This window comes from Caballeronia sp. LP006 (genome assembly GCF_031450995.1).
GTDB lineage: Bacteria > Pseudomonadota > Gammaproteobacteria > Burkholderiales > Burkholderiaceae > Caballeronia.
In genome coordinates this window covers 1,278,847-1,293,890 of the sequence record NZ_JARTVW010000004.1, presented here as the reverse complement: position 1 = coordinate 1,293,890, position 15,044 = coordinate 1,278,847, and the positions used below count along the sequence as shown (strand labels likewise).

General features: G+C 63.9%; 11 protein-coding genes. 5 read left to right on the top strand and 6 right to left on the bottom strand.

What is annotated here, in order from left to right; genetic code table 11:
• Positions 1–31: 31 nt before the first annotated feature.
• Together P9250_RS15950 and P9250_RS15945 are read left to right on the top strand one after the other, a co-directional pair.
• Positions 32–2,692: an MMPL family transporter gene (locus P9250_RS15950; protein WP_310393996.1), complete on the top strand. Its 2,661-nt coding sequence runs from the start codon at positions 32–34 to the stop codon at positions 2,690–2,692.
• Entirely contained in the window at positions 2,689–3,639 is a 951-nt protein-coding gene (locus tag P9250_RS15945; protein ID WP_310393995.1) for a VacJ family lipoprotein, read from the top strand. Before P9250_RS15950 ends, P9250_RS15945 begins: the two co-directional genes overlap by 4 nt.
• 70 nt (positions 3,640–3,709) lie before the next feature.
• On the opposite strand, the gene P9250_RS15940 is transcribed toward P9250_RS15945, so the two are convergent.
• The 5 genes from P9250_RS15940 to hpnD form a co-directional block, all read right to left on the bottom strand.
• Entirely contained in the window at positions 3,710–4,180 is a 471-nt protein-coding gene (locus P9250_RS15940) for an acyl-CoA thioesterase (RefSeq protein ID WP_250510440.1), read from the bottom strand.
• A 121-nt stretch (positions 4,181–4,301) separates the two neighbouring features.
• Complete coding sequence (locus P9250_RS15935; RefSeq protein WP_310394181.1) at positions 4,302–4,958, bottom strand: phosphorylase; 657 nt, start codon at positions 4,956–4,958, stop codon at positions 4,302–4,304.
• A 74-nt stretch (positions 4,959–5,032) separates the two neighbouring features.
• Positions 5,033–7,012 carry a squalene--hopene cyclase gene (gene shc / locus P9250_RS15930; protein ID WP_310393993.1) on the bottom strand — a complete coding sequence of 660 codons (1,980 nt, stop codon included), beginning with the start codon at positions 7,010–7,012 and terminating at the stop codon, positions 5,033–5,035.
• A complete protein-coding gene (hpnE, locus tag P9250_RS15925) occupies positions 7,012–8,289 on the bottom strand; it encodes a hydroxysqualene dehydroxylase HpnE (protein ID WP_310393990.1) in 1,278 nt (425 codons plus the stop codon). The genes shc and hpnE overlap by 1 nt, the downstream gene beginning before the upstream one ends.
• Positions 8,289–9,137 (bottom strand): presqualene diphosphate synthase HpnD, encoded by an 849-nt coding sequence (gene hpnD / locus P9250_RS15920; RefSeq protein WP_310393989.1) that lies wholly within the window; start codon positions 9,135–9,137, stop codon positions 8,289–8,291. Before hpnD ends, hpnE begins: the two co-directional genes overlap by 1 nt.
• A 497-nt stretch (positions 9,138–9,634) precedes the next feature.
• On the opposite strand from hpnD, the gene P9250_RS15915 reads away from it, so the two are divergent.
• Both P9250_RS15915 and P9250_RS15910 read left to right on the top strand, forming a co-directional pair.
• Complete coding sequence (locus tag P9250_RS15915; RefSeq protein WP_250492956.1) at positions 9,635–11,878, top strand: hybrid sensor histidine kinase/response regulator; 2,244 nt, start codon at positions 9,635–9,637, stop codon at positions 11,876–11,878.
• A 169-nt stretch (positions 11,879–12,047) separates the two neighbouring features.
• Positions 12,048–13,445: a hypothetical protein gene (locus tag P9250_RS15910; RefSeq protein WP_310393986.1), complete on the top strand. Its 1,398-nt coding sequence runs from the start codon at positions 12,048–12,050 to the stop codon at positions 13,443–13,445.
• A gap of 69 nt (positions 13,446–13,514) precedes the next feature.
• Here P9250_RS15910 and P9250_RS15905 read toward each other — a convergent pair whose 3' ends face one another.
• Positions 13,515–14,066 carry an NADPH-dependent FMN reductase gene (locus P9250_RS15905; RefSeq protein WP_244828871.1) on the bottom strand — a complete coding sequence of 184 codons (552 nt, stop codon included), beginning with the start codon at positions 14,064–14,066 and terminating at the stop codon, positions 13,515–13,517.
• A 725-nt stretch (positions 14,067–14,791) separates the two neighbouring features.
• On the opposite strand from P9250_RS15905, the gene P9250_RS15900 reads away from it, so the two are divergent.
• Positions 14,792–15,031, top strand: a complete 240-nt coding sequence (locus tag P9250_RS15900; RefSeq protein ID WP_310393984.1) for a DUF4148 domain-containing protein — start codon at positions 14,792–14,794, stop codon at positions 15,029–15,031.
• Positions 15,032–15,044 lie beyond the last annotated feature (13 nt).

Here is a 15,044-nt window from a genome sequence, read left to right as displayed (position 1 = left end):
AAAATAACAGGACACACCAGGTAGCGTCTTCATGCTGACGTCCAACATTACTCGCTTCGTCACCATCGCCATACGCCGTCCGGCGTGGATTATCGCCATTTCGCTGCTGCTCGGCGTGCTGAGCACGATTTATGTCGTCCATCACTTCAAGATCAGCACCGATGTCAGCCAACTCATCGAGAACGAGCCGGAGTGGGCCGCGCGCAGCAAGGCAATCGACGCCGCGTTTCCGCAGCGCGGCGCCACGCTACTGATCGTCGTCGAAGCCGCGGCCCCCGAATTTGCCGATGCCGCCGCGAACGAACTCGCCGCCGCGCTCAAGCAGGAGCCGGCGCGCTTCAAGTCGGTGTCGCAACCTTCAGGTGGCGATTTCTTCGAGCACAACGGCCTTTTGTACTTACCCACCGCCAAGGTCGACGAAGTCACGAAGCAGCTCGTGCAGGCGCGTCCGCTCATCAACACGCTCGCGCACGACCCGACACTCACCGGCCTCGCGCAGACGCTGAATACCACGCTCAATGTGCCGCTGCTGACAGGCCAGATCAATCTCGGCCAGATGGCCAGCTTGCTCGGCAAGAGCGCGACCGTGCTCGACGGCGTGCTGGCCAATCAGCCGGTTGCCTTCTCTTGGCGCGACGTGGCGGATTCCGCAAAGAGCACCGGACCGGCGCGCGCGTTCGTCACCGTGTTGCCGGAACTCGATTTCAACGCGCTCAAGGCGGCGGCGGGCTCATCGGACGAAATTCGCGCCGTGGCGGCCAGGCTGAACCTCGACAAGAAGTACGGCGCGACGCTGCTTCTGACCGGCGCGCAACCCCTCGCCGACGAAGAATTTGCCTCCGTGGCCGATGGCGCCGAGCTCAACGGCATCCTCACGTTCCTGGTCGTACTGGTCATTCTGTGGGTTGCGTTGCGCTCCAAGCGCATGATTCTCGCGGTGTTCATCACGCTCTTCGTCGGGCTCGCGATCACGGCCGCGCTCGGCCTCATGATGGTCCACGCGCTCAACATGATCTCGGTCGCGTTCATGGTGCTGTTCGTGGGTCTGGGCGTGGACTTCGGCATTCAGTTCGGCGTGAAATACCGCGAGGAACGGCACAAGCACAAGCGGCTCGACGTGGCGCTCGCCGAAACCGCGCGGCATGTGGCCGTGCCGCTGACGCTCGCCGCCACCGCGACTGCCGCGAGCTTCTTCTCCTTTCTGCCGACCGCGTATCGCGGCGTGTCGGAACTCGGGTTGATCGCGGGCGTCGGCATGTTCGTCGCGTATATCACCAACATGACCTTGCTGCCCGCGCTCATCAAGGTGTTTGCGCCGCCGGGCGAAGCAAGCGCGCCGGGCTTTCCGGTGCTCGCCCCCGTCGATGAATTTCTCGACCGGCATCGCAAGCCAGTGCTGATCGGCACGCTCGTCGTCGTGATCGGCGCGTTGCCGCTCCTGTTCCATCTGCACTTCGACTTCAACCCGCTGCATCTGAAAGATCCGCATACGGAGTCGATGGCGACGCTCGCCTCGCTCAAGGATTCACCCGAGGGCGCGGTCAACGATGTCGCGGTGCTCGCGCCTTCGCTAGCGGAAGCGGATCGCATCGCGGCGAAGCTCCAGAAGCTGCCGGAAGTGGATCGCGCGACCACGTTGTCGTCGCTGATTCCGGCCGATCAGCCGGCAAAGCTCGCGCTCATCAAGGCTGCCGCCGATCAGTTGCTGCCGGCGCTGAACCAGCCGGTGGCATCGCCCGTGACGGATGAAGTGCGCGTCGCCACGCTCAAGCGTGTCGCGGGTGCGCTGTCGCTCGCGGCCGACGATCACCCCGGCGCGGGCGCGGCCGAAGCGCAGCATCTCTCCGCCACGCTCAAGAAGCTCGCCGCCGCCGATGCCGCCACGCGCGATCGCGCCGACCACGCGATGGCCGAGCCATTGCGCCTCGCGCTCGGCCAGTTGCGCGCGCTGTTGCAGCCGGTCGAGATCACGCGCGCCACCTTGCCGCCGCAAATGGTCGAGACGTGGGTTACGCCGAGTGGTCAGGCGCTCGTCGATGTCTCGCCGAAAGTGCCGCCGGGCGCCGATCCGAACGACGACACCCTGCTCGCCCGTTTCGCCGATGCCGTGCGCCACGCCGAGCCGAACGCCACAGGCGGTCCGATCTCCGTGCGCCATTCGGCCGAAACGATCATCAAGGCGTTCCAGCAGGCGGCGATCTACTCGCTGATCGCGATCACCGTGCTGTTGTGGATCGCCTTGCGCCGTTTGGGCGATGTTTTACGAACTTTGGTACCGTTGCTCGTCTCCGCGATCGTCACGCTGGAACTGTGCGTCGTCTTCAGGATGCCGCTCAACTTTGCGAACATCATCGCGTTGCCGCTCATGCTGGGCGTCGGCGTGGCGTTCAAGATCTATTTCGTGATGGCGTGGCGCTCCGGCCAGACGCGCTTGCTGCAATCGAGTCTCACGCATGCCGTGATGTTCAGCGCGGCAACGACCGCAACCGCGTTCGGCAGTCTGTGGTTTTCGCATCACCCCGGCACATCCAGCATGGGGCGGCTGCTCGCGCTGTCGCTTTTGTGCACGCTGATCGGCGCCGTGGTATTTCAGCCGGTATTGATGGGCAAGCCCCGCCGTGTACGCGCAGCCGATCGGGCGAAGCTGCGCGCGAGCCAGCGGCACGACAACCTAAGAGGAATCGAAGAATGAGAACGGCTTTAGCCGCTGGTGCGCATCGCAAGCTGGCCACGAGTGTGGTGATTGCGAGCGCGCTTTTGGTCGCGGGATGCGCGACCGGACCGGACCGCAATCCGCGCGATCCGCTCGAACCGATGAACCGCACGATCTTCAAATTCAACGACACGCTCGATACCTACGTCGCGAAGCCGGTTGCGCAGTTCTATGTGGACTACACGCCGAGCCCGTTCCGCACGGCTGTCAGCAACTTCTTTTCAAATATCGGCGACTTCAGCAACTTCGCCAACAACCTGCTGCAACTGAAGATCACGGACGCCACGCAGGATTTGATGCGGATCGCCATCAACTCGGTGTTCGGTCTTGGCGGTTTGATCGACATTGCATCGCCGGCCGGTTTGCCCAAGCATCATCAGGACTTCGGTTTGACACTCGGACACTACGGCGTGCCGTCCGGCCCGTATCTCGTGATTCCGCTGCTCGGCCCGAGTTCGTTCCGGGACTCGACGACGTGGCTCGTCGACTGGCGCGTGAACCCGATCAGCTACGCGGATAACGAAATCCGCTGGCCGCTGTACGGCATCAATTTCGTGAGCGCGCGGGCCGATCTGATCGGCGCGACGGATCTTCTCTCGCAGGCCGCGCTCGACAAATACGCCTTCGTGCGCGATGCCTACACGCAGCGCCGGCAGTACTTGTTGACGGGCGGCGGTACGGCGACGTTGCCCGATTATGGCGATGAAGGCGCATCCGCTCCCGATGCCGCGAGCGCGCCGGGCGTTACTGGCGCGACGGGCGGCGGCAGCGCGGCGCAAGGTCTGCCGAATTACGCTGATCCGGGCGCGGCCGCCGCGCCAGCGGGCGGAATGGGCGGCAAGTCGCCAGCGCCGGCGGAAACCACGCCGTCGAGTTCGAGCAAGGATCAAGACGTGCCGCAGTACGAAGATCCGGGCGCGAAGTAAGCCTGTGTTGCCAAGGCTTTTCTCAGCTTCAAAATGAAACGGGCGCTTTGCAGCGCCCGTTTCAATTGCCTCAGTGCGTTTCTTCCGCGGCTTCCTGCATGTAGTCATCGCTCGATGCCTTCGGCGCTTCCACCACGCGCTGGTCGCGTCGATAGGCTTCGAACAACTCGTCCGCATAGCGAATCGCCGTGCGGCCATGCGGCGCCGGGTCGCCTTGCGCGTCGAGGTTCACGAACACCATTTTCTCGACCGTGAGAATGCTCTTGCGCGTGATCTTGTTGCGCACTTCGGCGCGCAGCGTGATCGAGGTGCGGCCGAAATGCGTCGCCGTGATTCCCAGTTCGATGATGTCGCCCTGCCGCGCCGACGCCAGAAAATTGATCTCCGACATGAACTTGGTCACGACGCGCTGATTGCCCAGTTGCGAGATGGCATAGATCGCGGCTTCCTCGTCGATCCAGCGCAGCAGGCTGCCGCCGAACAAGGTGCCGTTCGGATTCAGGTCTTCGGGCTTGACCCATTTGCGAGTGTGAAAATTCATTTGCGCTTCCTTTTCTGCTGACCCTGCGCACGTGACTGATCGCACGCAGTTTTGTTAGGGTTTTCCCTGATTATACGCAGATGCGGGTTAACCCGCAGAAAGCAAGCGGCACGTTACGCGGTCAATCGAACGCTAGTGCATGCGCGGTTTCAAGCGCGTGACGCGCTTGTACGAGCGATGTTCGCGCGGCGCGGGCATCGGCGGCGAGACGCAGCATGGCGCCGAGTTGCGCGGGCTGACGCGCGAGTTCTCGCAGTATCGGACCGATGGCAGTGGTGCCGTCATCGCGCAAACCAGCCGTGGCCGCGGGCGGCAGCGTGCGCCATGCCGGATCGACAATCGCGCGGCACACGGCGAACGGCAGACCGCGCGCGAGGGCAATCGCCCCGGCGATATGCGATTCCATATCCACCGCGAGCGCGCCCGTCGACGAATGCAACGAGCGTTTCTCCGCTTCGCTCTTGACCGGCGCGGCGACGCCGGCCATGACGCCGCGCCGCGTGAGGCGCTGTAGCGGCGTGCCCGCGAAGGCATCGACGATACGCGCGGACCAGGCGTCGTCGGTACGCAATTCGCCGAAAGGTCCGCACACGCTGCTGGCCACGACGAGCGCGCCCGGCTCCAGATCGGGCGCGAGTCCGCCCGCTGTTCCGAAGCTGATGACACCCGTGCAGCCGCGCGAAATGGCGTCCGACAACGCGCGCTCCAGCCAGTCCGAGCGCGCCGCGGACACGACTTCCACGCCGCGTCCGCGCACGATCTTCGCCTCGAACGCCATGCCGGTCACGGCAATGACAGGCAAGCCGCCCGCCGCGTGGCGCAATGCGTGGAGCGAGCGCGCGTCGGGCGCGTTCACACGGCCGCCGTCACGCGCGTCAGGCCTTCACGCGTCATGTTGCGATATCGCGCGAGCGCCCACAGCGGAAAGAACTTGCGATAGCCGTGGTAGCGCAGATAAAACACGCGCGGAAAACCCGTCGCGGTGAAGCGCGTCTCGTCCCACAAACCGTGGCTTTGCTGCGTGCGAACGAGATAGTCGATACCGCGCGCCACCGCCGGGTGCTCGATCTGGCCCGCGGCCATCAGCCCGAGCACGGCCCACGCCGTTTGCGATGCCGTACTCGGCGCCTGTTCGTATCCGCGATAGTCGAGCTTGTAGCTTTCGCCGCCCTCGCCCCAGCCGCCGTCCGCGTTCTGAATGCGAATGAGCCATTCCGCGCCGCGCTTAACGCGCGAGTCGGTAGGCGCCGCGCCGGCCGCGTTCAGCGCGCACAACGCCGACCAGGTGCCGTAGATGTAGTTCATGCCCCAGCGGCCGTACCAGCTTCCGTCGCGCTCCTGGTCCCTCACGATGTAGTCGTACGCGCGCCGCGCCGGTTCGCTGTTGGCGGGCGTTTCGCCGAGTTGCGCGAGCATGGAAAGGCAGCGCGCGGAGACATCGACGGTAGGTGGATCGAGCAACGCGCCGTGGTCCGAAAACGGGATGTTATTCAGATAGAACTGCGTGTTTTCCGGTTCGAACGCGCCCCAACCGCCGTCGCTGCTTTGCATGCCGACGACCCATTCGCGTCCGCGCGAGATCGCTTCGGCGTAGATCGCCGAGCCGTTTTCGCGGTCGGCGCGTTCCATGGCCATTGCGACGACGGCGGTGTCGTCGACATCGGGGTAATGCGGGTTGGCGAACTGGAACGCCCAGCCGCCGGGCCGCACGTTCGGCCGGCGTGAAACCCAGTCGCCGCGCGTGTCGAGAATCTGCAGCGGCAAGAGCCATTCGAGACCGCGCCCGACCGCCGCGCGCGCCTTCGGCATGCCGGTTTCGAGCAGCGCATGCGCCACGAGCGACGTATCCCAGACGGGCGATAAACACGGTTGGCAGTACGCCTCGCCGTCCTCGGCTTCTTCGATGACGAGCAACTTGTCGAGCGACTTGCGTGCGATCGCGCGATGCGGATGCTCCGGCGGATACCCGAGCACGTCGTACATCATCACGGAATTGGCCATCGCCGGGAAAATGGCGCCCAGGCCGTCTTCGCCGTTCAGGCGTTCATCGACGAAACGCACGGCTTCCTCGATTGCGCGCTGACGGCCCGCTTTCGGGAACGCGTTGTCGGTTGCGCGCAAAACGGTATCGACCACGCGGAAAAAGCCGAACCAGCCGCGGCTCTGATGCGGTGCGCGGCTCGGCATGCCGGTATTGACCGGCGCATCCAAGAACAGCTCGTCGATACGCACGCCACGCGGATTCTTCGCCACCGGCCGCTTCGCATTCAACACGAGCAGCGGCACGATGACCGTGCGCGCCCAATACGAGACCTTCGACAGATGGAACGGGAACCACATCGGCAGACGCATTATTTCGACGGGCATCATCGGCACCGCGCGCCACGACACGACGCCGAAAAGCGCCAGCAAAATGCGCGTGAACACGTTGACCTTTTCCGCGCCGCCCGCGGCGAGAATCGCGCTCCGGGCGCGCTGCATATGCTCCGCGTCGGGCGAATCGCCGATCATCTTCAGCGCGAAATACGCCTTGACGGTGGCGCTGACGTCCATCGCGCCGTCGGTGAAGAGCGGCCAGCCGCCGTCTGCACGCTGGATACGGCGCAGATAGCGGCCGATCTTCGCTTCGAGCGTCGGATTCGCATCCTCGCCGAGATAGTGGACGAGCAGCACGTATTCAGCCGGGATGGTTGCGTCGGCTTCGAGTTCGTACAGCCAGTAGCCTTCGGGATGTTGCGCCGCGAGTAGCGCATCGGTGGCTTCGGCGACGGCATGGTCCAGCGCGGCTTTCGATACCGGCGCGCCCACGGCCGACAGGGATAAATCGTTCATCAGCGTTCCATCGATGGGTTCATCAGCACGTCCGCCGCCTTCTGGCCGGAGCGGATCGCGCCCTCGATCGTCGCGGGCAGACCGGTCGCCGTCCAGTCGCCCGCGAGCGTGAAGTTGTTCCAGCGCGTGCGCGTCGCGGCCCGCAAACCTTCCTGCGACGGCACAGCGGCAAATGTTGCGTGCGGGTCGGCCACGACCTGCCAGGGCGGCATGGGCACGGCGGACATCCGCACCGCGCGCGCCACTTCCTGCCAGACCGTGTGCGCGAGTTCGTCGTGCGGCGTCGCGAGCAAGTGATCCGCGGCAGCGATTGTCGCGCTCAGTCTGCCGTCGTTGGCGAATAGCCAATTAGCCGTGCCGTTGACGAGACAGGTGATCGGCCCGAGATCGGACGGCGCATCGACCGCGAAATGCACGGTGACGATGGCGCGAAACTCGTCCGGCGCGACGAGATCCGGCACGAGGCGACGCGCGGTTTCGGACGGCGTGGCAAGCACGAGACCATCGCCCGGTGCGAGCACGACCGGCTCGGCGCGATCTTCGAAAGCGATGGAGCTTACCCGTTCCTGCGAATCCGTGCCCGAAAAGGCGATACCTGCCGCGCGCGCGCCCAGCCGGATGTCCGCGCCGCCGTACTGCAAAAGCCGCAGCGCGGGTTCGACGAAAGCATGCGCAAGCCCGTTACGCGCGATGAGCGGCCGGCATGCCTGTCCGCCCGCCGCGACCGTCTCGCGCAACAGATTGGCGGCAAGCGCCGCGCTGGCTTCGTCGGGCTCGGTGTTGAGCATGGCGTGCAAGAGCGGGCGCACGAGCGCGTCCCACACGGGGCCCTTGGCGCGCATCGATTCCCCGACGGTGCGGCCCGGCTTCGCAAAGAAGAGCGGCAGCAGCGCGAAGTAGTCGGCGGGCTGCGTGTCTGGCGTGCGGGCGTTGGCGTCGAAAATCCAGCGCGGCAGGCGTCCCGGTGACATGCGAATGGTCCACGCCGCGCCATTGGCAAAATCGAAGAAAGGGTAGTCGGGCTGGCTCGGGCCGATGAGCGTATCGGCGGAACCGATCGCACGCAAAAAGCCCAACGCCGCATGGTTGCCGGACAGCAGCAGATGATTGCCGTTGTCGATGGTCGCGCCGAGTCTCACGTCGAAATAGGAACGGCAGCGTCCGCCCGCATGCGCCGCCGCCTCGTGAAGCACGACGCGCGCGCCGCGCCGTTGCGCCTGAACTGCTGCGGCAAGGCCCGCTAGGCCCGCGCCGACGACGTGTACCAGCCGTGACATCAGAGAAGATTGCGCGCGACGATCCACAGCAGCCGCGCACGCGGCGTGCGCACGCGCGTGCGCGGCAGGTCGAAGCCGCGTTTCAGATTGGCGTCGAGCACGGCGTGATACGCCGCCGACATGATGCGCGGCGCGCGCACTTCGTGGCGCGGCGTAGCGGCCATGATCGTGTCCGACTGCGCGTAATGCCCTTTGGCGCGTTCGGCGATGACGGCGCACACGCGCGGCAGGCGCGCATCGGCGACGATACTCGCCGCGTCGCTCGTCGAGATGCCTTCGCGCGCGAGCAGTTCGCGCGGCAGGTAGACGCGGCCGATGCCCGCGTCTTCGTCGATATCGCGCAGGATGTTCGTCAACTGCAGCGCGCGGCCAAGATGGTGTGCAAGCCGTCGCCCGGCGTCCTCATGCATCCCGAAGATTCTCACCGATAGCCGGCCCACCGCGCTTGCCACGCGGTCGCAATAGAGGTCGAGCGTGGCTTCGTCGGGCGCGACGATGTCGCATGCGGCGTCCATGGCCATGCCGTCGATGACAGCGTGGAAGTCGTCGCGGGAAAGCTGGAAAGCCTGGATGTGACGCGTGAGCGGTTCGAGCGATTTTCGCGGCGCGCCGGCATAGCACGCGTCGATGTCTTCGCGCCAGCGGTCGAGCGCGATTGCGCGTTCGCGGCGCGGCAAGTTGCCTTCGTCGGCGATATCGTCGACCGCGCGGCAAAAAGCGTAGATCTGATACATCGCGTCCCGCTGGTCGGCGGGCAGGATGCGCATCGCGAGATAAAACGAGCTGCCGGATGACGCCTTCGCGGCATCGGGAGCAGATTCGTCAGCGATGGTGTGGGAAACGGCCAAGACGGACTCCGCGAGTTCTTTCGCTATCGCGCCCCGAGGGCGAATTGTTGGATGACGCCAGCCTCGACGATTCCGGGTGCGCGCGGAACGGCTTGGCGCTGAGTGGATCGAGTCGATGAATGCCGGCGGGCCGGTGGCAAGTACGCCGGAAGCGGCAAAGAGTATAACAATTCTTTGGCGATCGAGCCTGCGCCTTGACCGACGTGGCTTTCAGCGGCGTGGCTTTCAGCGGCGTGGCTTTCAGCGGCGTTACTTGCACGCGTGACTCGAGCGCTTGCATGCGGCGGCATCGTATTTACCTGCATTCCCTCCTCTCTGGTAATGTCGCTAGTCCTGCGCGCACGCACGTTCTAAACCCAAATCGGCATTCTTCGTGCTTGCCCGAACCGGTTACTCCACAGCCCTATCCGTTCAAGTGCTTTGGAATACTGTGAACGAAGCGTTCAACGCTTCGAACGACACGCGCGCGCGTAAAGTTTTCCACTTCGCTGCCAAATATGACGCTGCAACGTGAGGAGTCCGACGCCGATCCTGCCGCCGAACAGAGGCAGGATGAACCGCCATTCCCGGTGGTTCCCGAGCGCAACTTCGCCGCACAGCGCCTGACGCTTTATGCGTTGCTCGTCGCCGCCATTCTGCTGCCCTGCATTTACGTGGCAGTCACCGCATACACCGACTACCACGACCGCGAGGCGCTCGCCGCCGAAACCGTCGCCCGCAATGCACGCGTCGCCGAAGAGCACGCGCTCAAGGTCTTCGATCTCAATGTCACGCTGAACGAACGCATCGTCGATCTGCTCGATGGACTCGACGACGAACCGATCCGCCGCGACAGTCGTCTCATCCACGACCGTCTCAAGATGATGAGCAACAACTATCAGCAAGTCGCTGCCGTTTCGGTGTTCGGCGCCGACGGCAAGCTGCTCGTGACGAGCCGCACCTGGCCGACGCCCGATGTGTCCGTCGCGACGCGCGAGGACTTCGGTGGCATGCGCGACGACCGCAGCATCGAACAGATTTCGCGCGTGATGCTCGGGCGCGTGGCGGGCGAACAGGTCTTCAACACGGCGGTCGTGCGACGCACCGACAAGGGCAAGTTCAACGGCATCGTGTCAATTGCGCTGCGTCCTGCTTATTTCAACGCGTTCTATCGCGAACTCCTCGGCGACAGTCCGACCGTTTCGCTCGGCCTTGCACGCAGCGATGGCGAAGTGCTCGCGTGGTATCCGCAACGGCCGCCCGACCGCATGGCGCTCGCGGCCAGTTCGCCCTTGCGCGAGGCATATCGCGCGGGACGGCGCAGCGGCGTCGTGGAGATGATGTCCGGGCTCGACAACGAGCTGAAGATCGTCGCGTTCCGCAGGGTCGGCGGCTATCCGGTCTATGTGTCGAGCGGCTATCCGATCTCCACGTTATGGGCCGAGTGGTATCGGCATTTGAGCGTGCTCGCGTTGTCGATTTTCGCGCCTTGCATCGTGCTGTGGGGCGTCATCGGGCAATCGCTGCGGCGTCTCGCCATCGAGGAAGAAGCGTGGGAACGCTGGCAAGCCGAAGCGTCGATGCGGCGCTCGATCGAATCTGCCTACCGGCAGGCGCGCAAGATGGAAGCGCTCGGCAATCTCGTCGGCAGCGTGGCGCACGACTTCAACAATCTGCTGATGATCGTCTCGACCAACGTGCAGATCGCGCGACGGCGCGGCGCGCCCGGTCTTGAACGTGAACTCTCCGCGATGGAACGCGCGCTCAAGAGCGGACAGTCGCTCACGCGGCAATTGCTCGGCGTGGCGCGCAAGCAGCCATTGCGCAGCGAAACCATTGCCATCGGCAAATGGGTGCCGGCGGGGCGCGAACTGCTGCGCGCGTCGCTTGGCGCGAAGGTCGCGCTCCACGTCGAAGTGACCGCGGATGTCTGGCCCGTGCGCGTCGACCCCGCCGAACTGGAGCTTGCGCTCATCAACGTCGCGGTCAACGCGCGCGACGCGATGCCAAGCGGCGGCACGTTCACCGTGCGCGCCGACAACGTGCGCTTCCGTCACGAAGACGGCTTTCCGATCACCGGCGATTTCGTTCAGGTCACGCTGGAAGACACGGGCTTCGGCATGAGTTCCGAAGTTTTGGGCCGCGCATTCGAGCCGCTTTTCACGACCAAGCCGAAAGGCATGGGCACCGGTCTCGGCTTGCCGCAGGTGTTTGCGTTTTGCGAGCGCGCGGGCGGACTCGCGACTATCGACAGCGCAATCGGCGCGGGAACGGCGGTGCGTCTTTATCTGCCGCGCGCGGCCGCTGAGGCCGAGGCCAACGCGGCGGTAAAAGACGAACCCGCCGTGGTCAAGGAGACCGAAGGCTTGCGCGTGTTACTCGTCGAGGACAACGAGGAAGTGGCCGCCGGCACGGAGGCGCTGCTCGCCATGATGGGTCATCACGTGAGCTATGTATTCAACGCCGATACCGCCGTCACCGTGCTCGAAGGCGCGCGCGAAGCGTCCGAATTTCCCTTCGATGTGGTGCTCTCCGACATCCACATGCCGGGCAAGATGAGCGGCATCGACCTCGCGGAAATGCTGCAACGCTTCGAGCCGCGCATCCCCGTGATTCTCGTCACGGGTTACGCGGAAGAACTGGACCGCGCCCGTCACGTCGATGCACGCGTGCTGTCTAAACCATTCGATATCGCGCTGCTCGACGCCTTGCTGCACGAGATTCGCGAACGTCTCAACGAAGCTCGGGCAATCGGCCGCTGATCTGCTTTTTGTACCAGTTTTGTAAAAGCGCCTTGCGTGATCCATCGCTGCGAGCCTTTCCAGACGCGCCACGGCGCATCCGGCACGCTCGTTGCGTGATGGGCAAACATGCACGGCAACTTCGCAACGTTGCCGATTTCGAAGTTCCGCCCATCCGCAGGAGGCGTATATGCGACACACCGTCATCGGAGTTTTCGACACCTACGCGCAGGCCGAGGACGCACGCTCGGCCCTCGTTACAGCGGGCTTCCCGCGCGCTGATATCGAGTTGCAAGCGAATCCAAAACGCGACGATGCCGCCGAGCCGTCCGTCATGCCCGATGCCCAAACGCACGCCGAACCAGGCGTGCTGGCGAACATCGAGCGCTTCTTCAGCATGCTTTTCGGCGGGCGCGATCACCCGCCAGAAGTCGCGCATTATTCGGAAGCCGTGCGTCGTGGCGCAGTGCTCGTAGCCGTCGATACCCCGAGCGAAGAGCAAGCCGATGTCGCCCGCGCGACGCTTGCGGATCAAGGCGCGATCGATATCGATGAGCGCGCCGCAAGCTGGTCCACGCTCGAACACGGCACCGCGATGCCGCAAGCCGGCGTGGATGACCGCGATCATTCGATACTCGACGAACTGGGACTCGGACGCGGCAGTGCAGTGCCGGGCCGCGAGCCGGTGAACGATGCGCGCATGGACGCAACGCGCGCCCGCGCTTATCCGCGCACCGACGCAGCAAGCCCGGCCACAGGCGCCGCCGCCGATCCGCTGCTCGACCCGCTTGCCGATCCGCTCGGCGACCCGTTGACGCGCCGCGATGCCGCCGCACTGGGTGCACGCGACTTCGTGAGCGACCCGGCAGACGATTCGCTGATGCCGCATGCCGGCACGACGCGTCACGAGACGACGCAGTACACGCAAGTCGAGACGCGCACCGCCGCCGATCCGCTGTCGGGACGCGATCCCGTCACTGGCCGCGATCCGCTCGCCACCACTGGCATGGACCCGCTCGCTGCCCGCGACCCGTTGACCGGCACGCCGGCCGACCCGCTTGCCGCCCGTGACGAACTCTCGGGCGAATCGCTTTCGGAGCGCGACGCTCTTGCCGGTCGCGATCCGCTGCGTTCGGGCAACATGGGCGATCCTCTGCCCGGCGTACGTACCGATAGCGCCGCCGACTGGCGTCCGGTCGAACCGCTGAGCCCGCTCGATGAACCCGCGCAGATTCGAAGCGGCACGCTGAGTCAAAGCCAGTCGCAATCGATGGGCGCGATGGGTTCATCGGCTGGAACGGCTGCTGTGCCGAACGAGTACATGGAATATGAGGAAGACTTCCGCGCCGACTACGACACCCGCTACGCTGCAACCGGCGAGCCGTACGAGGATTATCAAGGCGCGTATCGGTACGGCGCCACGCTCGGCAACGACGACCGCTTCCGCAGCCGCGCGTGGGACGATCAGATGGAATATGAGATGCGCCGTGAGTGGGAGACGCGCCATCCGGAAGACGGAACCTGGGAGCGCTTCAAGGCTGCCGTGCGTCATGGTTGGGATCGCGTGACGGGACATCATCACGTTTAATTGCAGGACGCTTAGGCAATGACGAATCGGCCCGCACGCGCGGGCCGATTCGTTTTGGAACACGCCTTCTTATCCGGCGATTTTTTTGACCCACGCGACGTATTTATCGACGAAGGTTTGCAGATACTTGCGCGTGTCGTCACTGACGATTGCGCCGTTCGCATCGATGCGCGAGTCATCGTGCTTGATGTACATCTCGGGCTGACCGAGCATCGCAATGTCGAGATACGCGCACACGCCACGCAGATGCGACTGCGCGATAGCCGTACCGATCGCGCCCACCGAGGTGCCGATCACCGCGCCCGGCTTGCCGCCCCAGGCGCTTTGGCCCCACGGCCGCGAACCCCAATCGATCGCATTCTTGAGCACGCCCGGAATCGAGCGGTTGTATTCCGGCGTGACGAAAAGGAGCGCGTCTGCTTCCGAGATCTTCTGCTTGAATTTCACCGCGACTTCGGGATAGTCGCTGTCGTAGTCCTGGCTGTACAACGGCAGGCTGGCGATATCGAGATGCTCGAACGAGAAATCTTCCGGTGCGAGCGATTCGACTGCGTGCGCAAGCCGCCGGTTGAACGACTCCCGTCGCAGACTTCCGACGACCACCGCAATCTTGTAGGCCATGAGGTTTTGCTCCATGAAGGATGCCAACAAATCCGCGTGCGAAAACACGACGCGGCTTCGAGTCAACATCATAGGCGAGCCGTCTGACCGCCGTCACAAACCAAACAGACTGCCTATTTTTGCGATGATTTGAGCAACCCAGTTCCCCCCGCATTGTTGCGAGGTTTGTGGCCGATTATCCCCACTGTTATCCACAGAAACTGTGGATAACTCGGTGTTTGCCGAAAAGATGGTTCGAAAATGTTACTTTGACGAAACATTCCCGCGATAAGAGCATGATTTCAGTGCGTTCGACCCGCTGCGCCTCGGCAGATCAGTGGCCGAAAAACACGCTGCATTGCGATGCGGGACCTTGGCACGATGTCGGATTCGAATCGGCGGCTTGCGCTGCACCGACTGCCGAAAAAAGGGCCAGCGACGCGAGGACAGCAGAAAGAATGCGCTTCATTTGACATCTCCAGAATGAGTGTTTGGCCGACCGTGTTCGATCGATGCCGTGACTCTATCTATGAAGCATCCGCATAAAAAGCCCACAAAGCTCAATTTATTCTTACCAGCATGGTAAGAATCGCGCTAGGTAACACCCGCCAACCTGCGATTCGTGCGCCAGCATTCAACCATTCCCGACAACAATGTGTTGGCTCAATGGGTATTTTTGTCCAATAGGAAAACTCCTAGACTTTTTTCAAGCGTCAACCGGACGCAAGCGAATCCAGGAGTTCTTCATGAAAGACACACTTATCGGCGGCCTGCTCATCTCGGCGCTTTTTGCAACGGCTCCGGCCTTCGCTCAATCGGCTTACAGCGCAAAATCGCGTGCGGAAGTGAAAGCAGAACTGGCGAGCGCCCGTCGCGCGGGCGATCTCGAAGCGGTCAACGCATTGAGCTATCCGCAACTGCGGCCGTATCAGGAACGTCATGCGCAAGTGCGAGCCAACACTCGCAGCGATAGCAGCGCACAGTAATTAAGGACAGGCA